The organism is Paenisporosarcina sp. P4_B8 (genome assembly GCF_056402175.1).
The window spans coordinates 48,066-70,717 of record NZ_JBFUHX010000006.1; the positions used below are offsets into that span (position 1 = coordinate 48,066).

Sequence of the window (22,652 nt, forward strand, 5' to 3'; positions counted from 1 at the left end):
TAATCTTTGGAGAGTGGAGCGACATGCCAATGGAACAGGAAACAATGGGTATGTTAGTCGCTGGGTTTTCAATCGTAATGGGTATCGCGTTTATTGTGGTATTGAGATTGTTATTCTCAAAAGAACGAAAACCATTCAGAGCGGCGTATGCATTGGTACTTGGTTTTTTTGTGTTTTTTAGTTCGGCCGTAAGCCAAGCACTAAAGGCGATTACTTTTGATATAACTCATCCAATGGCATCCGAAGAAATCTCTCTGCTTCTAGGAATTGCGGGAGCTTTATGGGCAGTAAGTATGTTGTTTTTATTGTTGGGGTTATTCAAGCTTTCATCTGTCAAAAAAACAACAGTGGTAATCAATAATTAAATTATTGATCGCCTTTCATTAAATCTAAAAGGTTTTGAAAAAGGAGCATAACATGGAAATTAAGTTTAAGGATTTTTTTAAAGAAGAATTAACAATCAATGAGATACAGGTCGCTTTAGAAAACGGTGAAATAACCTCAAAAGAGATGGTTATGTATTACCTTCAAAGAATAGCCAAATATGACCAGGACGGTCCAAAAATAAATTCTATCCTTGAAATAAATCCGGATGCAATATTTATTGCAGAAGCAATGGATTATGAAAGAAAAACAAAAGGAACGAGGGGGCCTTACATGGTATCCCAGTTTTTCTTAAAGACAATATTGAAACAAGTGATTCCATGCATACCAGTGCAGGAACACTTGCACTAGAAAATAATATTGCAATGAAAGACGCGTTCCTTGTTCAAAAACTCCGTGAAGCAGGTGCAGTCATCCTAGGTAAGGCAAATATGACAGAACTGGCTAATGGCATGTCGAATGAAATGTGGGCAGGCTATAGCTCCAGAGGCGGACAAGTATTAAATCCATATGGCGATGCGAACCTTTTTGTTGGTGGATCAAGTTCAGGATCAGCCGTTGCCGTTGCTGCAAATTTCACCGTATTGTCTGTCGGCACTGAAACAGATGCTTCCATTCTGAGTCCTGCAATTCATAACTCTGTTGTTGGAATTAAACCAACAGTAGGTTTAATCAGTCGCACAGGGATTATTCCGTTTACATATTCACAGGATACAGCCGGACCTTTTGCAAGAACGGTTACTGACGCTGCTATCTTATTAGGTTCCTTAACAGGTTTCGATAAAGGCGATCCAGCTACATATAAAAGTGAAGGTATTTCACTCCAGGATTATACGATCTATTTGGATTCCAATGGATTAAAAGGTGCCAGAATCGGCGTATTCAATAATGCTTCTGACGATTACCTTCAATCAGGAGAATATGATAAAACTCTATTTATCAATGTACTTCAAACCTTACGTGGCGAAGGCGCAGAAGTCATCGAGGATATCGAAATTCCTTCCTACCATCGGGAATGGAGTTGGGAAGTATCTATATATGAACTAAAGCATAGTTTAGGAAATTATTTATCCCAGTTACCATCCTATGTTCCAGTTCATTCTTTCACAGAACTAATCCAATTCAATAAACAGCATGAACAGAGGGCGTTAAAATATGGTCAAGATAAGTTGGAATATCGAGAGGCCATACCCAACACGCTAAGAAATCCTGAATATTTGAATGCGAAATTGGAAGATTTGTATTTTTCGCAGGACATGGGTATTGATTTTACTTTGAAAAAATATGACCTTGATGCAATCATTTTCCCTTCTTATATTGGTTCCACAATATGTGCAAAAGCTGGGTATCCGTCTATTGCTATTCCTGCTGGATACATGGAAAGTGGTAAGCCATTTGGTATTACTTTTGCTGGTGCTGCTTTTAGTGAAGGGATACTAATCAAACTCGCTTATGCTTTTGAACAAGCTACTAAACATCGGAAACCACCGAAGTAACGATTTCAAAGAATTAAATCATGCCAAGATAGTTCCCAAAACAAAAAAGACGCCCACGGAATTACTGGATGTCTTTATGAGGCCGTACGTTTATGTTCTTAATTTTGTGCGGTAAGATGTCATTGCTTGTTGTAGTTGACTGTGAACTAACAAAGAAAACCTACATCAGTTTCCCTCAAATCCTTTTGACCGTTTAGAATAATGAGCATTTCCAGCGCAGACATTTCAGGAAGGTTTTCCAGGAAAGATTGTGCTTCATCATAATTTGAAAAGGCAAAAGACTGAAGTTCTTCTTTAAAAGCCCAACCTTGATTTACAGTTTCTAACATAAATATTCTTACTATCGGACACTTTGAAGATGGGTGCAAGTTTTCCCCGGCAATTGCGAGTCCAATATCATTTGTAGGGTTGAATATAGTCGTAAGAACCTCCATCTCATCTTCGAAATTCTTCGGAATAAATATGTTTACTGCTTCTTTATTCATAGTATATATTCCTCCCTAATCTAATTATGTTTTCCTATCTAATTATGTACGACGCTTTGAAATGCTGTTTACTCAGGTGATCTACTTGGTTTTTCGAAGAGCCAAATTAAAAACAAAGCCCAAAGTAGCAATTGAACGTTTTTTTGCGAATACGAAAGAGAATCATGGAATATGTTAGAAAATTTTAAAGAGATTTTACAAAATTGTTTATGCAAGCGATATTTACTTTGCTGCCATTTACTTTAAGTAAATGACGATGGGGACTTGGGATAGTTCACAAACAACCTAATTACCACCTCCAAGAGGTTTGCCACTGCCTAACTCCACTATAAAATCACAAAAATCTGTCCCTTATGAACCAACTGGAAAGATTTTTGTCTACAGCCTGAAATGAGAAATCCATATATTAGGATTTCTCTTTTTTTATTTCCACTCAGTTGGGAAACTTTTGTTAAAATCTATCAATAAATAGGGTATTTTAGTTTTTGTTTCCCAACAAAAAGAACTATTTTTCAAAAATAATAGTGTTACCATTTTAATGGGAGATAAAAACTATTGTACTAGAGGGAATTTTAGATATATCTAGTTCTTTTTAAATTTCCATTAGAATCGTATGTTTTAACCATGTAATGAGTGCCTGCACCATCTGTATACTTATACCATTTTTCATACCATCCATCATTTAAACTAGAAATCTGTATAATACCATGTCCATGTATAACCACACTTCCATCATTCGGAATAGAGTACATTCCAATCGTTGATTCGGCTGGAGTTAAAGAATTAGCCTTGTTTGATGCTGCTTCGGTGTCATTAGTCAAAGCTCCTGACAACAATGTTGCGGTTAATGTTGCAGTAATAAGTACCTTCATCATACTTCCTCCTCAATTTTTATTAATCTATCTTAATCATTGTATAATAGCATAACAAGAAAAAAATACCATTTTTATAAGTTAATGAAAAATTATACAATTATTATGAAAACGCGCCAAAATAATAGATTAAATAAAAAAGCTTCACAGCCCACTATGATCAATAATAAGTGACAAGCTAGGGCTTATACCCAGAATTAAGTAAGAGTTTATTTCATGGAAACATAGTCATTCATAAACCGTAGAAGTTAATAATTCATTATTCGTGAATAATTTTAAATGATAATGGAAAAAAAAAACAAAACTTTAACTATTATTTAACAAATTTTCCTGTTAAAGTAATTTTAAGGGGAGGTGATTAAATATGAGTACAGTAATGAGAAATGATCTGAATAAAGTGGTAATCGCTCTAATTGTTGGTGGATTAATGCTTTCAATTATCAATGTATTTTCACCTGCAGAGATTGTTATGGTCCTACAAAGAGCTGGCTATAATGTTCCTAATTATGTAGGTGATTCGCTAACAACAATCGGGACAGTTTATGGAGTGCAAGCTTATTTGTTAAGTTTCCTTGGAGTAACGATTGCTCCAGCTCTTGCAGCAGCTATCGTAGCTTTAAGTGTTGGTGCGTTATAAGAAAGAATCATAAAATTGCAGCATTATAAAACACCTACCTCAATTTTTAAATTGGGATAGGTGTTTATAATAACGATAGATATCACCTTATACTAAAGCATAAGGTTAATGATTTACCTTTCACTGAATTCCATAATTCGAATAAAAAACAAAGTTGTAAAAATTCTTATTCCATTGCGGTTTGTTTTAGTAAAGAATAAATTTTCAGAATTGAGTTTATATTTAGTGTGGTTCTACAAATTGAGAATTCGAAGAATATAAAAGACGCCGGGTTATAAAGTTACACTTTTTCACATTTATGAATTTAAATACAAGTAATTTATATAGGAGAAAACTATAGTGAATTTATCCATTAATAATTTATCTTTAAAACAAACTTATTTAATTTTATTATCATTATTACTAGTACATGTATTGATGGCCTATACAACTAACAACCTATATATGGACGAAATTTACGTTTTCCAAGACAGTATAGAAAGCGTTAAAGTTCTAACATCTATTATTACCTTAATTATAGCTGGTATAGCTCCACTTTTTACAATAGGTTCATTTTTTATAGTATTAATGGTAACTGCGATGATTCAAGTTATAAAATCTCTCGATTATAAAAAAGAGATTCTAAAGATTGCCACGTTCTCATACTTACCTTTATTTATAGGAACATTAATAAATTTCATTTTAACTCTTATTCTGGGTTACTCGGAAAAAGGGTATATTACCTTTGCAGGAGTTGCTAATAAAAGTGAAGGATTTATTAGCGAATTGCTTATACAATTATCACCTTTTCAAATAATAAGTTACATTATGTTAGCATTTCTCTATAAAAGCTATTATCAAAAATCTATAATAACTTTTTATATCATCTTCTTAGTTTTTGCTATTTTTTCAATAATGAATCTAGTGGTTAAATAGGTGCTTCAATGGGGATGAAAAGGAATTTTACAATAACTGTTATACTGTACATAGTAGGTCTAATTCTAGGGATATCAGTAGGAGAATTAATTAATTTAAATTTAGAAAAAATTGATAGTACCCCCAATCCTGATAGATTAGGAACTACATTTTTTATTATGAAACGAAATTTAATAGTTTTTATAATCTTACTATCAGGAATAATCTTATTTAAGATTCCTACTATAATAAATCTAATATTCAACGGAAGTATATTAGGTTTCATGTTGTCCGGAATACCAGAGAAAGAATTATTCGTAAATATAATTGCTATTTTAATTCATGGAATTCCTGAGCTAATTGGTTTTTTTATCGCCGCAGCTATAGCATTTAATGGATATGAGGATTTTGTGAATAATAAAAGAAGAGGATTTAAAATTTTATTGTTTGGCATCACCTTAATTGTATTAGCAGCATTTTTAGAAACTTTCATAAGTCCAATTGTATTTACTAGTTAAAGGGGTGTAAATAATGCTTTATTTAAGAATTTTTGCAGTGATTTTTTTCTTACTTATGCTATTTGTTAAAACTAATAATATTGAAATAAATCTTATACATGATACTACGCTTCACTATATCTTTAACGGATCGTTGTTATTTTTAATGTTTAATATAATTCTGCCTATAGTAACAACAATAAAACTTAAAATTTGGAAAGCAAAAAGTGATGAATACAGCAAAAAAATTAATATAGATGGAAAGGTTGTAGATGTTTATCTAGCCACTAATATCTTTACTGATAATGCAATTGTATTATATGGATGGAATAATCCAGTAATAGTACTGGGAGAAAATATTGTGGAAAAATTAAATGATTCTCAAATAGAATTTATAATTTCTCATGAAACTTTTCATATTAAAGATAATCATTTAATAAAAAGTTTTATCTCAGTTTTTTTTGCTATGGTTCTCGCCCCTATAATAATACTAAATTTATCTTCCCTTACCATTAATTATTCATTGGCCATAACAATATTTTTATGTTCTTCTCTATATATTACTACTTTATTTTTACATTATAGTCTTTTACGAAGAAATGAATTTAAAGCGGATATATATGCTGCAGGTATTGTAGGTAAGGAAATCGCTATATCAACCTTAAACCACCTCAAAGGAATACATAGCATAAAAGAGAATAAAATTAGTATGTTAGAAACTCATCCATCTGTTAAAAGAAGAATAAAAAAAATCGCAGAAAACGCGTAATTCGTAGATACGATTTATTTGGAATTTTACCTATCCCTCCAGCAAATCCTTCCGATTTTTCTTGTATTCCGCCAAAAGTAAAGGTAATTTATTTTAGTTATTTTATCTTTCTACAGAATATTGCGGACACCTTCATTGCATCGTTTGTTGAGTATACTAATTTACTATTAGTTTTTAAGATATAATCCAGAAAAAAATTATCTGAAAATGAAATCAAAACTATTAGCTGATTTGGGAACCTGGCTAATTATCGCTAATAATGAATTTCTCTAGCGAAAGGGATTTTTTACATCATAATAAAAGAATTTATGTCGAGTTCCGTATCCAGAAGCTTTAATTTCTACTTGGTGCATGGCTCTCGTTTAATTGGAAATTTTTTTCGGATATTTAATAAAGGGAGTTGAAAATCAAATGTTTGGAGAAAAACCTAAGTGTATGAATTGTCATAAAGAAATCAAAGAAGATGACCAAGTTTTCATGAAAATTCGTTTTCCCAAGAGAGGTTTTACTGAAATTAAAGCTTTCTTGATGAATGAAGGAAAATTCATTTGTGAAAATTGTTTTAACCAAAAATCAATTTAATTATTCTAAATAGAAAAATCTATGGGGGTGCTTTTTTGGTAACATCAGCTATGCAATTAATAAATCTGAAGAAAACTATTAGAAATAAATCTATTATTAAAGGTTTAAATTTCTCAATAAATGCCGGAGAAGTATTTGGATTTATCGGTCCGAATGGCGCTGGAAAAACTACGACTATTCGTATGATGGTTGGCTTGATGGACATTACAGAAGGTGATGTTTTGATTGAGGGGAAAAGTATCAAAAGTGATTTTAAAGGTGCTATTCAGCACGTAGGAGCAATTGTGGAAAATCCTGAAATGTATCCTTTTTTAAGTGGCTGGAAAAATCTTCAGCAATACGCTCGGATGATTGGTGGAATTTCAGAAAGACGAATCAAAGCAGTCGTATCGCTTGTTGGATTGGAAGAGGCGATTCATGAAAAAACCGGCAGGTATTCACTAGGTATGCGTCAGAGACTAGGCATTGCTCAAGCCTTGCTTCACCGCCCTTCCATCCTGATTTTGGATGAACCGACCAATGGATTGGATCCTTCTGGAATAAAGGAAATTCGTCAATACATACGGAATTTAGCTGAACAAGAAAATGTAGCCGTCATAGTTTCCAGTCATCTGTTATCAGAAATCGAGTTGATGTGTGATAGGATTGGTGTCATTAAAAATGGAGAAATGATTGCTATTAATTCTGTAAGAAATTCCAAAAAGGGAAATGACTTAAAAAGCATATATATCGAGGCAGAACCATTGGAACAAGCCAAACTTTATTTAGAAACACAATTGGAAAACGAAGTCACTGTAAATAAGAAAGAAGTCATCTTGTCTATAAAAAAAGAAGAAATACCTCAAATTCTAAAAAAATTACTTAGTCAGGATATTAATGTTTTTGGTGTACGTGTCCTTCAATCCACGTTGGAAGATAAATTCTTTGACTTGATAGGAGAAAATACCATTGAGTAATTTTATGAATCTTGTTTGGAACGAACAAATAAAATTGTATGCAAAAAAATCTACTTGGGTGATGATAGCCTTATTAGCGGTAATTTCTTTGGCTGGTGGCCTAGTTAATAAATTTATGGATACAAATGTCAAGATGACGGAATATAGTGAAGACTGGAAAACAGAACTTCAAGAAGAAAATAGAGCCTTGTCAACTGAGATGGAGGAAGACGAGTTTGCTAAAGTATCTAATCCCAAACAGATTGAAAAGAATAACTATTATTTAGAAAGCGATATTAAACCTCAACCCTATGACGGCTGGCAATATGTTTTGGACCATGCTTTCTTCACATCCATCATCAGTTTATTTACGATAATTGTTGCCGCAGGTATTGTCTCAAATGAATTTAAGTGGGGAACAATAAAACTCCTACTGATACGACCGATATCACGTACAATTATTTTATTATCGAAGTATGTATCTGTTTTATTGTTTGCCTTAACTCTTTTAGTTTCTTTACTTCTATTCTCTTGGGGTGTTGGTGCACTTTTATTCGGTCTTAATGGAATATCCCCGACGATCGTGCAAGAACAACCGAACGGATTTTTCCCGAAAAATGTAACAACTGAAATCCTACTAGAATATGGGTTAAGTATGATTACGCTTATTATGATGGCGACATTTGCATTTGCGATTTCTGCAATTTTCAGAAGCAGTGGTATGGCAATCGGTTTGGCGATTTTCTTAATGATGACTGGTAATTCAATAGTTATCTTTATTTCGCAATATGAGTGGGCAAAATATATCCTATTTGCTAACACTAATTTACGTCAATATTTAAACGGTTCCCAACCTATAATTGAAGGGATGACCATGACATTCTCTATTATCATTTTGTTTATCTACTTAGCTATATTTTTAGGTGCGTCATGGTCCGCTTTTACTAAGCGAGACATTGCAGGATCATAAATATTTAGTATAAAAGGAGGAGCATATAAATGCTTCTCCTTTTCATAATCAATAGAATGTTATTGATTTAAGTCCTTCTTTAATGGATAACTAAAGGAATAGCCGCTAATATTTCTGCTATGAAGGAAATATGGAAGAGTAATTTCGTCTACGTACCTTGTAGGTAACGTGCGTTCTCGACATAAGTATTGTATTCTTTCTGGGTAAATTCTCTAATAATGTTTACTTGGTGCTCTTCCTCTCTTACCTGCTCAGTACTGCCGATTCTGTTGAAATTAAATATGGAGGTGTTACATTGAATAGTCCTATTCTAAATCAAATTGGAACGGTCTTTATTCCAGTAAGTAACATAGAACAAGCTCGAGATTGGTATTGTGACATATTAGGTGTACCAGCAGATGGAGAAATTCAGTTCGGTCATATTTATGTAATACCTATGAATGGTACAGGCATTGTATTAGATAGCAAAATTTTCTCAGAAGAAAATATATTTAAAAACCCTGTATTCCATCTCAATACAGAAAATATAGAAGAAGCTTTTCAATACATGAAGAAAAATCAAGTTGAGTTAACAAGTGATATCGAACATAATCACTATTTCAATTTTAAAGATCCTGATGGAAATCATTTAATGATTTGTAAGTGTTAACGAATCATTTTACGATAATTAGTCCTAATAAATTGAAGGAAGTAATAAATAATGAGTTTTCAAATCACAAGAGAATTAAATAATGACGACAAAAATCACATTAATAATGAGCTATATAAATTTAACTTGGCTCATTTTCCAGAGGATTTAAGAGGGCGGTACGAACAAATCAATTTATTTCTTAAAGATGAAAATGGTCTTGTTCGTGGTGGTTTATTAGGTGAAGCGTGCTGGAATTGGTTAGAAATCCACACTTTATTAGTTGATGAAGAAACTCGGAAATTCGGGTATGGCTCCAAGCTATTGATGGAAGTCGAGCAAATCGCATTAGAGAAAAAATGCGATTTCATCAAGGTAGATACATTAAGTTTTCAGGCGTTAGATTTCTATAAAAAAAACGGTTATCAAGTATTCGGAAGTATTGATAATGTGGGCAGAGAATTCACGCATTATTATTTAAAAAAGGATTTGAATATTTAATAGTAGGCGATATGAAAAGCTACAAAAAGTAATATTTTTCGTAGTCATCGGAGGTACATAATGGAGTTTTATCAATTTAATAAAGAAAGTGGTAAGCAGATTTCAAAATTCAACTCAGATTTTATTATGTCTCGTATTATTCAAACTGATAAGACAACTAACATTGGTTGTATGCATTTAGACAAGAATGGTATTGTAGGCTATCACCAAGCGGTAGTTCCTCAACTCTTGTTAATCTTATCCGGAGAAGGTACTGTTCGTAATGATAAAGAAGAATACTTTAAAGTCCAATCTGGAGATGCTGTATTTTGGGAGAAAGATGAGTGGCACGAAACGAAATCAAATGATGGATTAACTGCTATTGTAATTGAAAGTACAGAATTAAATCCTTCTTTATATATGCCATTAAAGAAATAGTTATAGTTTTGCTAACGGGTGTTTTACATCAAAATCGTTGAACGATAATGGAGGTAGACATAAATGAGAATTCAAAAAGCAACATTAAACGAGCTTGAGTCGCTAACAGAACTATTTGATTTATACAGATTGTTCTATGAACAAACGTCTAATCTGGAAGGTGCAAGAGAGTTTTTGAGAGAAAGGTTGATTAACGAAGAGTCAGTAGTTTTTATAGCATTTGATGAGAATAATCCTGTTGGTTTTGTTCAGCTATATCCAACATTTTCATCAGTTAGTATGCAGCGGTCATGGGTGTTAAATGATTTATATGTGAAAGAAAATGCTCGTAAAAAGGGATTTGCTGAGAATTTAATAAAGAAGGCAATTCATTTTGCAGAGGAAACAGGTGCAAAAGGAGTTTCGCTTGAGACAGGTAAGGAAAACATTACAGCACAAAGGCTTTACGAAAAAATCGGATTTATAAAAGAGTCAAATTGTTTTTATTATTTTTCAGTTTAATAGTAATCAAACCAACGAGTGCGGCAAATTAAAAGTTAGGAAAGCAAAACAAATTGGATTGATAAAACATCTAAAAGAAGGATAGTTCAAGAAAGGATTGTTAATTACGATGAAAAATGAAGAAAATTTGAAGATAAAAAAGGTCATAGAGTGCGAGATTGATAACGAAATAACTGAGAAGATTCAAGAGTTATTGACTGAGAGTTTTCAGGGTATTTATCCAAACAATAGAATTTATTTTAAACAAGTGCCTCATTTTAGATTCTTAGCCTTTAACGAGGATAAACACCTTCTTGCACAAGTTGGGTTAGATTACCGAGTTATGAATCTTAATGGAAAACTTATAAAAGTGCTTGGGATAATTGATTTATGTGTTTCACAGGAATCCCGTGCAAAAGGAATAGCTTCACTTTTACTATTAGAAATCGATAAGTACTGTGTAGGGAAGGATATTGATTTTATAATTTTATTTGCCGACAATCAAACATTGTATTTAAAGAACGGCTACAAATCTGTTAAGAACAAATGTAAATGGTTGAAAATCGATGATAGAAATCAAACTATGCTGGGAATAGGCTATGAAGAAATTAGTGAATTGATGATTAAGAAAATTGGTATGAATGAATGGACTGAAGGCGATATAGATTTTCTAGGTTATCTCTATTAAGATGGGGAATTAAATTAAGAATTGAATAGAATAGAATCCTGGAGGGTGTTGAAGTATCATTTTTCGTCAATTATGTCCCAATGCTTTCCGTCATGTCCTCCACAAACGTTTTAAAGAAATATATCCATACCATATAAAAGAGAACTAATGTCTATAACTTTTAAAGTCTCCTGGAAGTTTTATATCCTCGAATGTCCCTCCTTTATCTCCTCTTTTTATTTCTATCTATTTATTTACATAGCTTTTACTTCTGCTTCATAATGCACATACAATTCTCCCGTAAACTGATGATGGAATAAATTTACTTGGGAGGAATTTTGCTAGATGAACAAGAAATTTTTGGTGCCTATAGCGTTGATGAGTAGTTTAACATTTTCCACGGTAATTCCTTCACCAACCGAGTTATTGCAGAATAGCCAAACACATGTTGAGGCCGCAGCATTCTCTCCAATCCTCATTACGGAACTGTTGCCTAACAGCAATAATGTAGCTGATACGTCAACGGATGCGTTTGAGTTTATCGAACTATATAACAATAGCACCCAATCAATTGATTTAAAGAATTACAAGTTAGTCTACGGATATCCAGATGGGAAAATGGTAGATTGGACATTTAATGAAGACAAAGCGATTGCTCCAGGCGAGACACTCGTCGTGTGGGTCAAAAATAAAGCAAATACGAATCTGACTCTTGCAGATTTCAATACTGAATTCAATACCCAGTTATCGGAAAGTCAGTTTACCTACATCGAGTCGGATGGAATGGCAAACTCTGATGAGCGAACGATATCGGTTGCGGATACGTCCAACAATATTTTCACTTCAGCAAAATATGTGAAAGCTGATGTCGGCCTGAATAAAGGTATTCAATACAAAGCCGGGGAAGACGGGAAAACTATGGACATTCTTACGTCTTCAGAAGCACCGACCCCAGGTAGATTGATCACGGGACAAGCCCCTGCAGACCCAATAGTTGAGGATAAAGCAGCACCTGTCATTGCACATCAAGCGATCGACAAAGTGGCGGTTGGTGAACCAGTTAACATCAAAGCAGTGGTTACGGATGAAACAAAACTCGAAAACGTAAAACTATTTTACAAACTGACGGATAATGGCAGTTGGCTTCATAAGGATATGGTCGGTTCATCTGAAGAAAATACGTTTGAAACCCAAATCGACCAATCGGAAATATTGACGAACAAAGTAACCTACCGCATTGAAGCATTTGATGGGCAAAATACATCCAGGACAGAAGATTATCAAGTGTTGATTGAAGGTATGGACGTTAACCCACAAAATGTTCCTGCACTTCTTGTGACAGAGCTCGTTCCAGACTCGACGAATGTTGGATCACTGGATGGCTATGAGTTTATCGAAGTGTATAACAATTCGGCAGAAGCCATTAACTTGAAAGATTACAAGATTCGCTATCGTTATCCAGCGGAAGGTCCGGAAGCGGACTTGATATGGAAAGCAGATAAAGAGGATATTATCCTGCCTAGTGGCAAAACCATCGTCTATTGGATTAAAAATGCGAGCAATCAAGAAAAGACTGTGGCTGATTTCAACCAAATTTACAATGTGAACTTGATTGAAAATGTAGACATCGCGGAAATCCAATCTGGAGGAATGGCCAACTCGAGTCATCGCGGTTTGGCCATCGCAACAAATACAGGCATTGATATTTCATCTGCCTATTATTACGACCAGCCGGATGTAGATGACGTGGCTGCGAACAAAGGCATTTTATACACGTACCCTTCAGATGGCAAATCCACTGTCATGAAAAAATATAGCCACAGCTTGGAAAATGCGACACCAGGGAGCCTATCACCAATCCAGATACCAAAAGCCAAGGTTACTTTTACTGAGGACAAAACAGCGCCTTCAATCAGCGATTTGACTGAAGCTATCCCGACGTCAGGACACGAAAATCTTGATCTTTCATTCGATGTAACGGATGAGTCCATGGTCAAAACGGTGCGTCTTTTCTATAGAACAAATGAAACCGACGAATATCGTATTGTCGATTTAACCAAAACCTACGATTCTACTGTTTATTCTCATACGGTTGCTTCACCAGAGTTACTTGGGAAGGAGAACTTAAGTTATTACGTTCAGGTATCAGATGGCACAAATGAAGTGGCTTCGGATGTTAAGCAAATCGAAATATTAAACGACGATTCGATTGTAACAGGATTGAACGTGGAAGATGGCTCTTTTTTAAGTAAAACGGTTTTGCTGAAAACGTATGGCAAGGATTCAAAACTATTAATTAATCAAAAGGATGTCACGGGCGAAACCAAACCTGCGCTACCAACACAGGCTTACTTCGCCTTTGATGCGAAAAATGTCAATCTATACTTTAAAAACGGGGTCACGATTGGTGATGAGACGCTCCACATTTTCGATGACACAATTAACACTTATACAACCTTGACCATACCGGTGGATCCTGATCACTTTACGCAAGGGCTCGATACCAAAATATCGATACGTGCAGGTACAAAAGTGTCTCCTTTCGATACAAATTCAGAAGAAAATCGCGATGACTTCTATGTCAAAAATGTACGATTAGTTTTAGCGGATGGTACCACTCTTTACGATCCTCAATACAAAGATATCGAAAAAGAGCTATCGGTCGGAGACGGTGCGAGTGCCAAGCCGGTAATCGATTTCAGCTTCCATCTGCCGGATGAGAAATTTAGTGCAAAAGCCTACGCTTGGGACACAACTGCAGAAACTGAAGGAGCGCATACGGTCGAAGCGCAGGATGCAGAAAATACAAAAGCTGAAGTTATTATCGATAACAGTGCACCAATCATTACCCCCTCGATTGAAGAAGGAAAGGAATACAAAGGTGCCTTTACAATTCAGGCAGAGGTTGAGGATAAGTACTCTGCAGTTGAAAGCGTGACTGCGTTGCTGGATGGGGAAGAAATCACATTGCCTTTTGAGACGTCATCCGCAAAATTGGCACAAGGCAAACATACAGTTTCATTCACGGCAAAAGATGTTGCCATGAATGAAGTACAAAAAGATATTCACTTTACCGTATTGGAAGAAAAACCATACATGCCGGAAATCATTTCTCCAGTAGACGGTACGGAAAACGTCAACCCGAACGAGACGAAACTGCAAGTGAAAGTGACGGACCCTACAAAGGATGAGCTGAATGTTTCATTTTATAAAGGACACAAGTTTGAAGCGGATGCAGAGGAAATCACAGTGTTTGAAAACAGTGCAGACCGGGAACCGCCTAAAGAGCTAATTCCAGCAGGTGAATCCGTTGTCACGGCAAAAGATAAAATGGCCAAAGTGGACGGAGAGTACATTGAAACTACTTCACTGGATAAATTCCCGTATCATCGATTTGAAGTTGCTGTAGGGGAAAAGCTTGATGAAGATGACGAAATCGTCCTGAACTGGGAAGGGAAATCACTAATCGGCCGTAAAGTATCAATGTACGTTTGGAATCATGTAAATGCTTTATGGGAACTGCAGGAATGGAAAGTTGCAAAAGACGACAAGAACTTCACTTTACATGGATCCGTCAACGGGAAAGAGTTTGTCAAGGACGGAAAAGTACAAGTGATGGTACAGGATGAAATTGCGTCCACGACGGATTTCGATTATTCGTTCATCTGGATGTCGGATACACAATATTATTCCGAAAGCTACCCACATATCTTCGAAAGAATGACGAAATGGATGGCCGAAGCGAAACAAAGCCTGAACTTAAAATACGTTTTCCATACAGGCGATTTGGTCGATGAAGCCGATCAGCCGATACAGTGGGAGCGCGCGGATACATTCATGGGCACGCTTGACAATGCAGACATTCCTTACGGTGTATTGGCAGGAAATCATGATGTCGGTCACAAAACAGGGGACTATAATGAATACAGTAAACACTTCGGGGAACAAAGATTTATGGAAAAGGATTATTATGGGGTATCCTATAAAGACAACCGTGGCCATTACGATCTGATAAGTTCAAACGGAAATGATTTTATTATGATGTATATGGGCTGGGGAGTGAATGAAGAGGATATTGCATGGATGAATGAAGTCCTAGCCAAGTATCCTGAAAAGAAAGCCATTCTTTCCTTCCATGAATATTTATTGGTATCCGGCAACAGAAGCCCAATCGGTGAAGAAATATTCAACGATGTAGTCAAGAAGAATGAAAACGTAATTGCGGTATTGTCAGGTCATTACCATGACGCTGAAACACTGATCGACGAAATCGATGATGACATGGACGGTACAGCCGATCGGAAAGTGTATCAAATGCTAGCCGATTATCAGGGCGGACCTGAGGGCGGACAAGGCTTCCTGCGTCTTATGAAAGTAAATCCGGTTGAAAACACCATCCAGATGCAGACCTACTCGCCTTATTTGGATCAGTATAACTACTACAATCCGGTAGATTATCCTGGAAAAGATGAATTCACGATTGAAACGGACTTGACGCCGAAAGAAAAAGTTGTTGCTACAGATATGTTCAAGGCAGAAGTATTCACGACTGAACGAATCGGTGAAGTTAAAAACATCACGGATGGTTCGATTGCGGAAGTAAATTGGAATAATCTCGAACGTTCGACTAAACATGGCTGGTATGTTCAAGTGAAGGATTCATTTGGCGGAGAAATGCGCTCTGATGTTTCCGTGTTCACAACAGGTAACCAAGAAAGTGACAACGGTGGAAACGACAATTCTCCTGCGCCTATCCCACCAGTTACAGATGAACAAATCTTTAACGTAAATGAAGGCCAAATAACAAAAACGAATGATTCGTGGACTTTTGACCAAATACCAACTTCCGATAGCGCGAAATGGGTCATTCCAAAACAAGTAATATCCAATGCAATCATTGCGGACAAACCCCTACGTTTCTTGACGAAGAACGGTCATGAAGTTGTGTTGCCAGTTGAAGCTGCGAAACAATTGCAGCAGAATCAATACAGCATCTCGATTATTTCAACTGTTAAGGCTGAAAAAGAGGCCGGTCTTCCAACTGGCACTCGTTACACTGATATTGTAGACATCGCTTTAATGGCAGGAGATAAAGAGATTGACTCACTTGAGTATCCAGTCGAACTGAAACTGAAGTTAGCTCAAACTATTAATAAACATCGAACGACAGCAGTCTATTACGACAATGGAACGAACGCGTGGGTTTATGCTGGCGGACATGAGAAGAATGGCTATTGGACCGTTTCAACCAAGAATCCATCCATGTTCACGGTCATGTCTGCAAAGGTCGCATTMAAAGATACTGCCAAGCACTGGGCTAATAAAGAAATTGACTCAATAGCTTCACGCTTTATAACAGAAGGAAAAACAGCTGAATTATTTGCACCGGAACAAAAATTGACACGTGCTGAATTCGCCGTCCTTCTTGTAAGAGCGCTGCAAGTGCCTTTGGAAGACTATAAGGGAACATTCAAAGATGTCCCAGCTTCAAAAAAATGGGCAGCCCAACAAATTGAAGCGGCTCATCGCATGGGTATCGTAAACGGTAAGGACGACGGCTCATTCGATCCAGACGCAGATATCACACGTGAGCAAATGGCGGCCATGATGATGCGTGCTATTGACTATTCAAATCCAGAACTGACGACGAATTTGCCTCAAAAAGACAAATTCAAGGATGACTCGAAAATCAGTATGTATGCGAAAGAGGCAGTAAGCAACGCAAGTAAACTGGGTTTAATCAATGGTCGATCAAACGGAGCGTTCGATCCTAAAAAGCAAACGACAAGAGCGGAAACGGCGGTAGTTTTATATCGCATGCTCGACAAAATTGAATCTGTTGAAAAATAATAAATAAAGATCAAAAGGCTTCCGCACTTCTTTGGCTCATGTATCATCAGCAAGTAAAAGGACACGGTTGGGATACCATTCGTCCTCTTTTTCGCAGAAGAGGTTCTTTGCACATTTCGCTGGTGGGCTAGGAGCAAACATGGCCTAGCGATTTCGTAGCCATTATCAAGAAATAAAAAAGCGTCAATAAAATTGCAAAAAGACACCGCCAATCATTCAGAGAATTTTTGGCGGTGTCTTTTTGCATGGATTCTAATTTCTTAGACTAATACTGGTTTGACGTAGAAACAGCTTTCACTTTTCATTTTGCATATTTTTTTTAATCGAGTAGCCTCCGAGACAATATCTTCAACACAGGTAAATTCTTCATTCTCGTTTGTAACGACGGCAATCGATATAGAAACTAACGGAATCTTTTCCATTTGATACTCACGATTTGTGGTATAGATAAAATTTTCTTTTAGATGCTCATTGGTATAAAACTTTTTGATTTGCTCATCAAATGCATTGATTACTCTGTCACAGTAATCTTCATAGAAGTAATGGTTAAAGAGAACAATAAAATCGTCGCCTCCGATATGACCCAAAAAACTTTCTTTATTATCAAGGGAGTTAGTTAATAGGTCTGCAGTTAGCTGAAGAATTTCGTCTCCTTTTTTAAAGCCATAATAATCGTTATAAGCTTTGAAACGGTCTAAATCTATATATAAAAGACTAAACTCTTTTTTATGCTCCAAAACTTTGTTTAGATTTTGATTAATAATAATGTTTCCTGGCAGTCTAGTCAGGGGATTTAAATAACTAGCAAACTCAACTTGTATGTCAGAAACTTTCATTAAAAGGCTTTTAATACTCACTACACCGACGATTATATCGTCTAATTGTATAATTACGTCATCATATATTTCTTCTTCGGATCTATCCATCGCTAACTTACTGACTTCAACAATAGAAGTGAAAAAGTCCACAATCAATGGATTATTATTGGCTAATATTTCAATAGGCTTCTTAATGTAAAGGTTATAACCATATTGTGTACCCATTTTTTGATAAAAATTAGTTCTAGTAATTAAGGCTGTAGCTGAATTTTGCTCAGTGATAACAATGCCTTGCAGACTTAAATCATTATGAAAAATTTGGTCCACCTGATGACAAGGCGTTCCAAAAGGTACCTTAGGTATTTCTTTAGCAATATCTCCGATATAAGCAATCATATAAACCCCCATATTTAGTAATTTTGTCTTAAATTCACTTGAACATTGTGGTAAGAGTTGTACTTAAACTAAAGAAGGTAATAAATACTTTTAAGTTCAATTGGTAAAAACGTAAAACATATTACCTATACTATAATAGCTCTTTTAGTTTATATAAAGGAATATATTGGGTTAATTTTTGTATAAAAACAACCCTTCACAAAATCTGATTAAAAATGATGTGAGGGGTGTTTATGTTGAATTCAAAAAAGGAAATACGTATGTTTTTTCTAATCTGTACTTATTTAGAATTTCATTTAGCGCGATATAAATGTGCAGGTGTGACAATCGGTGATTGAGTTAAGGGTACTATTCCATTTTTTAATAGAGGGTTCGGTTTTCCTAATGCATAACCTTGTCCAAATCGAACGCCAAGTTTTTGAATAAACTCCAATTCTGACAATGTTTCAATGCCTTCTGCAATAACGTCGGTTTTGGATTGCAGTGCAAACTCGACCAGAAGTTCGACTAACTGTTGTTGAGCTGGTTGAATGTTAATATTACGGATCAGCGACTTATCAATCTTGATGAATTCAGGTTTTAAATATGCAAGCGTTTTGAGACTATTATAACCGGTTCCTGCATCATCCACGGCAACTCTAAATCCTTGTAGACGATAATTCTCTATTATTTTTTCAAATCGATTATAATCAATCACGGCGTCTTTTTCCGTCATTTCTAATACAACTTGGCTAGGAGAAAGATTATATTTATCTAATAGCTCCAACGTTTTTCCACTTCGATATGCCGAATCTGTTAGTACTTGTGGTTGAATATTAAGAAAAACCAACCGATTTTTATACTCTTGCGAGTGCTCTAACTGCTCCGAATATCTCTCAAGTGATAGATTGCGCAAAAAGGCTTCGACCATAAAGACGTTATCACTTTGACCCACATAATCATAAAATTTTTCTGTTGTTGGAAACAAGGATGTGATTTCAGGACGATTCAGTATTTCATATCCAATGGTTTCATTTTCCACAAGAGATAAAATTGGCTGAAATACCGTTGTTATCTTTTGCTTACTTATAAGTCCCTTAAACTCTTCACTTTTTTTAAATTCTTGAATAACAAAATTATGGTTATTATGTAAATATCGTAAATATTTAAACATCGTACTCATCTGGTTAATCTTCATTTAATCTCCCTTAACATCGCGTTCTATTTTTTTACTTTTATATAGTATATCGATGCAATATTTCTTGAGTATTAAGGAATTGTAAAAAGTTTCTAGCTATTTAGGGTTTATAGCACGTCTTCATAAAAGCGATGAATAAAATTGGTTTAAAAAGGAAAACAGGTAGTTTAGGAGAATTGGTATAGTAAGACTTACATAATCGAGGTGAAAAACGTGTCCAAAATAGCTCTCTTGACAGTTACTCACGATCCCAGAGGAAGAAATATTAAGCAATTTAATGAGTTACAAAAAGAATTTGAAGGTATTTATTCTGAGCTTTTTATTACGATTAGTGATGAATCGTCGATTGAATTAATTAAAGAAATGGAAAGAAGCAAGTTTAATGTGAAAATTATACCCAAAGAAGGTGCAGCCAAGGCACGTAGAGAAGCATTAAAGTTTGGGCTATTGGGTCAAAGTGAATATTACCATTACTGTGACTTTGACCGAATATTAACTTGGGGAAAGAACCATTTAGATGAATTAAAAAACATAGTATTAGACATTCCAAATCACGATTATTTAATTTTAGGTCGTACTGAAAGAGCAATGAAAACACACCCTGTAGAATGGATTGAAACAGAGAAGATTACAAACAAAATCTGTTCTTTAGAGTTAGGGATAGAAGTTGATATAACTGCTGGTTCTTGTTCTTTTTCCCAGGAAAGTGCTGAATATATTAACAGAAATTCGAAAGAAAAGATGACAGATGCAGAATGGGCAATGATCGCACTTCGAATCGCAAAATTAGATGTAGACTATCGTTCTGTGGATGGCTTAGAATATCACGAAGAAACGAATGGAATCTCTAGGATTATTAGTGATACCGAAAAATGGTTAGACCGATTGCAACTTAGTTTAATTATCAGTGAAACTGCATTCAAAACAGGCAAATAATTCTTTGTTGAACCAACGAGGAAGGTTTGTGAAATATGGATTAACCTAAATTGAAAACTTGAATTAGGGGGGACTGGCATGGAAGATTACATACTTACTCTATTAAATGAAATTCCACCCGTTGAAAAAGGTAAAAGAGTCGTTCTTGGAATAGATGGATTAAGCCGTTCTGGGAAAACAACCTTTGTAAAAAAAGTTCAACACCAGCTACAAGAAAAAAATATCCCAGTCTGCATTTTCCATTTAGATGACTACATTGTGGAGAAAAAAAGGCGTTACGACACCGATTATGAAGAGTGGTATGAGTACTACCATTTACAATGGGATACTGAGTGGTTAAAAGAGAATTTGTTCATCAAACTAAAAACGTCTGAAGAACTAAACTTACTAACTTATGATGATCAATCTGACACACACAATATACAAGTAGTTAGATTACCTGAAACTTGTCTAATTATCGTTGAAGGAGTATTTCTACAACGAAAAGAGTGGAGAAGTTTCTACGATTATTTAGTTTATTTGGATTGTCCGAGAGAAATAAGATATAACCGTGAAAGTGATGTGACACAAATCAATATCGAGAAATTTAGAAATAGATACTGGAAAGCAGAAGAGTATTATTTGGATACAGAATCCCCAAAGAAGCAAGCAGATCTAGTATTTCAAAATTAAATGGGAATCTAGTTTTTAAAGGAATACACTTTTCACACTAAAGACCTTGAGGTATATATTGAGCTCAAAATAGAGCTCTTTTAATTTAATGGCTGTAAGAAATAGGGAGGATAATTTTGAGAGACAGAGCTTCGGTTATTCTTGTAGAAAATAATAAAGTTGGGCTGATTAAACGTATTAGGAACGGTTCAATTTACTATGTTTTTCCTGGAGGGGGGATTGAAGAAGGTGAACATCCTGAAACAGCTGCAAAAAGAGAGGCCTTTGAGGAGTTAGGTGTAATAGTAAACGTTAGTAAGTGTATTGCAAAGGTGGACTGTAACGGTACACAATACTTTTTCTTAGCTGAAATACTCGATGGGATTTTTGGTACTGGACAAGGAGAAGAATACACTGATAATAATCGAGATAGAGGTACATATTTGCCAATATGGGTTGAAATAGAAAAATTATCTTACATTGACGTTAAGCCAAAAGAGGTTGCTGTCACAGTACAATCAATTTTCAACTAAACGACATTTTGGTAGGACATTCCTTTGGTGGCGTCAACATGCGCTTATTTGCTTCTGGATTTCCAAACGAAGTTGCAGGAATGGTGTCGGTCGATTCAACTTCTGAAGACTATAGGGAAAGATTTCTTCCAGCCATGTCATCGGAATTCCAGGAACTAATGATTAATAGCTAATTTGTCTTTAGTTTTCTTGTTCAACACCCGGGGGATTTAGTTCAAGATCATAAATAGAGGGAGTGATATTATTGCAATATTTTATTGGGATTGTACCTTCAGATGAATACAAAATGAAACTAATAGATTTTCAGCATAAGTGGAAAAATAATCTGATTACAAATGTTGTGGAACCACATATAACTCTAAAAGCACAAGGTGGATTAACCCCAGATGAAGAGTGGCTAAGTAGAGTTGAAAAAGTATGTAATAACTTTCAACCCTTTCAAATTACACTGGATAAACCAATGTTCTTTGGTGATGACATTCTTTATTTAAGTGCAAATTCCCATGAATTATATAAACTACATAAAACTATAGTTCGAGAAATTTCTCCTTCCAACGAATTAATTAAACAGTATTTTGAGCTGGACGACTTTGTACCACATATGACTTTGGGGAAAGCAAATTATGGTTTATCAAAAATAGATCTTATAGATATGAAAGTATTAGCAGAAAAAGAACTTAGTCCTTTTCCAACTTTTGATGTTAAATTTGTAAGGGTTTATCAAGAGATTGAAACAAATAAATATAAAAAGTATATAGATATCCCATTAAATGGTGTGAACTAAATTTCTGTTTTTGTGGTAAAATTTAGTAATTATAGATGCCGCAATAAAATTAGTATATTTTTCACCTTTTGAATAATTAATGTGGAAAGTATTTCTAATTCGAGCTAATCAGTGAGTATAGATAAATAAGATAAAAAGTGATTTTTTTAAATAAGGAATAACAACACTCGGGGGTGTGTCAAAATGAACAAATTTGTTATTGGGTGGAGAATCTTATTTTTAGTAATTCTAACATCACTACTATTACTCGGAGGGATTAGTAGAAATATATTTTTCGCTGTGATACTAGGCAT

Annotated in this window: 22 protein-coding genes and 2 pseudogenes; 20 read left to right on the top strand and 4 right to left on the bottom strand. The window is 35.1% G+C overall.

The genetic code is table 11. The features are described from left to right. Positions 1-23 precede the first annotated feature (23 nt). Together AC1DSK_RS07570 and AC1DSK_RS07575 are read left to right on the top strand one after the other, a co-directional pair. Positions 24-365 (top strand): hypothetical protein, encoded by a 342-nt coding sequence (locus AC1DSK_RS07570; RefSeq protein ID WP_477598146.1) that lies wholly within the window; start codon positions 24-26, stop codon positions 363-365. 52 nt (positions 366-417) lie between these two features. Beyond that, positions 418-1,880 (top strand): annotated as a pseudogene (locus tag AC1DSK_RS07575) (amidase family protein). Between the two features lie 146 nt (positions 1,881-2,026). Here the strand turns inward: AC1DSK_RS07575 and AC1DSK_RS07580 are convergent. Then, positions 2,027-2,365 (bottom strand): hypothetical protein, encoded by a 339-nt coding sequence (locus tag AC1DSK_RS07580; RefSeq protein ID WP_477547376.1) that lies wholly within the window; start codon positions 2,363-2,365, stop codon positions 2,027-2,029. Positions 2,366-2,937: 572 nt separating this feature from the next. Beyond that, positions 2,938-3,237, bottom strand: coding sequence for a hypothetical protein (locus AC1DSK_RS07585; RefSeq protein ID WP_477547377.1), 300 nt, complete (start codon positions 3,235-3,237; stop codon positions 2,938-2,940). Between the two features lie 364 nt (positions 3,238-3,601). On the opposite strand from AC1DSK_RS07585, the gene AC1DSK_RS07590 reads away from it, so the two are divergent. The 13 genes from AC1DSK_RS07590 (at position 3,602) to AC1DSK_RS07650 (ending at position 17,064) form a co-directional block, all read left to right on the top strand. Next, positions 3,602-3,874 (top strand): hypothetical protein, encoded by a 273-nt coding sequence (locus AC1DSK_RS07590; RefSeq protein ID WP_477547378.1) that lies wholly within the window; start codon positions 3,602-3,604, stop codon positions 3,872-3,874. 339 nt (positions 3,875-4,213) lie between these two features. After that, positions 4,214-4,789, top strand: a complete 576-nt coding sequence (locus AC1DSK_RS07595) for a hypothetical protein (RefSeq protein ID WP_477598148.1) — start codon at positions 4,214-4,216, stop codon at positions 4,787-4,789. A 14-nt stretch (positions 4,790-4,803) separates the two neighbouring features. Then, positions 4,804-5,286 (top strand): stage II sporulation protein M, encoded by a 483-nt coding sequence (locus AC1DSK_RS07600; protein WP_477547380.1) that lies wholly within the window; start codon positions 4,804-4,806, stop codon positions 5,284-5,286. 13 nt (positions 5,287-5,299) lie between these two features. Further along, positions 5,300-6,034 (top strand): M48 family metallopeptidase, encoded by a 735-nt coding sequence (locus AC1DSK_RS07605; RefSeq protein WP_477547381.1) that lies wholly within the window; start codon positions 5,300-5,302, stop codon positions 6,032-6,034. 411 nt (positions 6,035-6,445) lie between these two features. Beyond that, positions 6,446-6,616, top strand: coding sequence for a Fe3+ hydroxamate ABC transporter substrate-binding protein (locus AC1DSK_RS07610; RefSeq protein WP_477547382.1), 171 nt, complete (start codon positions 6,446-6,448; stop codon positions 6,614-6,616). A 35-nt stretch (positions 6,617-6,651) separates the two neighbouring features. Beyond that, positions 6,652-7,572, top strand: coding sequence for an ABC transporter ATP-binding protein (locus tag AC1DSK_RS07615; protein WP_477547383.1), 921 nt, complete (start codon positions 6,652-6,654; stop codon positions 7,570-7,572). Further along, positions 7,565-8,521 carry an ABC transporter permease gene (locus AC1DSK_RS07620; RefSeq protein ID WP_477547384.1) on the top strand — a complete coding sequence of 319 codons (957 nt, stop codon included), beginning with the start codon at positions 7,565-7,567 and terminating at the stop codon, positions 8,519-8,521. The genes AC1DSK_RS07615 and AC1DSK_RS07620 overlap by 8 nt, the downstream gene beginning before the upstream one ends. A gap of 295 nt (positions 8,522-8,816) precedes the next feature. Further along, on the top strand, positions 8,817-9,170 hold the full coding sequence (locus AC1DSK_RS07625) for a VOC family protein (RefSeq protein ID WP_342542982.1): 354 nt from the start codon (positions 8,817-8,819) through the stop codon (positions 9,168-9,170). A 51-nt stretch (positions 9,171-9,221) separates the two neighbouring features. Next, on the top strand, positions 9,222-9,650 hold the full coding sequence (locus tag AC1DSK_RS07630; protein ID WP_477547385.1) for a GNAT family N-acetyltransferase: 429 nt from the start codon (positions 9,222-9,224) through the stop codon (positions 9,648-9,650). Between the two features lie 60 nt (positions 9,651-9,710). Then, a complete protein-coding gene (locus tag AC1DSK_RS07635; protein WP_342542984.1) occupies positions 9,711-10,067 on the top strand; it encodes a cupin domain-containing protein in 357 nt (118 codons plus the stop codon). Positions 10,068-10,130: 63 nt separating this feature from the next. Further along, on the top strand, positions 10,131-10,568 hold the full coding sequence (locus tag AC1DSK_RS07640) for a GNAT family N-acetyltransferase (RefSeq protein ID WP_477547386.1): 438 nt from the start codon (positions 10,131-10,133) through the stop codon (positions 10,566-10,568). A 109-nt stretch (positions 10,569-10,677) separates the two neighbouring features. Further along, positions 10,678-11,235 (top strand): GNAT family N-acetyltransferase, encoded by a 558-nt coding sequence (locus AC1DSK_RS07645; RefSeq protein ID WP_477547387.1) that lies wholly within the window; start codon positions 10,678-10,680, stop codon positions 11,233-11,235. A gap of 324 nt (positions 11,236-11,559) precedes the next feature. Continuing rightward, positions 11,560-17,064: an S-layer homology domain-containing protein gene (locus AC1DSK_RS07650; protein ID WP_477598150.1), complete on the top strand. Its 5,505-nt coding sequence runs from the start codon at positions 11,560-11,562 to the stop codon at positions 17,062-17,064. Positions 17,065-17,324: 260 nt separating this feature from the next. Here AC1DSK_RS07650 and AC1DSK_RS07655 read toward each other — a convergent pair whose 3' ends face one another. Beyond that, entirely contained in the window at positions 17,325-18,278 is a 954-nt protein-coding gene (locus AC1DSK_RS07655; protein ID WP_477547389.1) for a GGDEF domain-containing protein, read from the bottom strand. A gap of 292 nt (positions 18,279-18,570) precedes the next feature. Continuing rightward, a complete protein-coding gene (locus AC1DSK_RS07660; RefSeq protein ID WP_477547390.1) occupies positions 18,571-19,455 on the bottom strand; it encodes an EAL domain-containing protein in 885 nt (294 codons plus the stop codon). Between the two features lie 213 nt (positions 19,456-19,668). Between AC1DSK_RS07660 and AC1DSK_RS07665 the strand changes: the two genes are divergently transcribed. From AC1DSK_RS07665 to AC1DSK_RS07685, 5 genes and pseudogenes are all read left to right on the top strand, one after another. Then, positions 19,669-20,391, top strand: a complete 723-nt coding sequence (locus tag AC1DSK_RS07665; RefSeq protein ID WP_477598152.1) for a hypothetical protein — start codon at positions 19,669-19,671, stop codon at positions 20,389-20,391. 78 nt (positions 20,392-20,469) lie between these two features. Continuing rightward, positions 20,470-21,063 (top strand): kinase, encoded by a 594-nt coding sequence (locus tag AC1DSK_RS07670; protein ID WP_477547392.1) that lies wholly within the window; start codon positions 20,470-20,472, stop codon positions 21,061-21,063. Between the two features lie 116 nt (positions 21,064-21,179). Next, positions 21,180-21,575 carry an NUDIX hydrolase gene (locus AC1DSK_RS07675; protein ID WP_477547393.1) on the top strand — a complete coding sequence of 132 codons (396 nt, stop codon included), beginning with the start codon at positions 21,180-21,182 and terminating at the stop codon, positions 21,573-21,575. A 5-nt stretch (positions 21,576-21,580) separates the two neighbouring features. Then, positions 21,581-21,730, top strand: a pseudogene (locus AC1DSK_RS07680) (alpha/beta fold hydrolase); the annotation flags it as partial. Between the two features lie 89 nt (positions 21,731-21,819). After that, on the top strand, positions 21,820-22,359 hold the full coding sequence (locus AC1DSK_RS07685; RefSeq protein ID WP_477547394.1) for a 2'-5' RNA ligase family protein: 540 nt from the start codon (positions 21,820-21,822) through the stop codon (positions 22,357-22,359). Positions 22,360-22,652 lie beyond the last annotated feature (293 nt).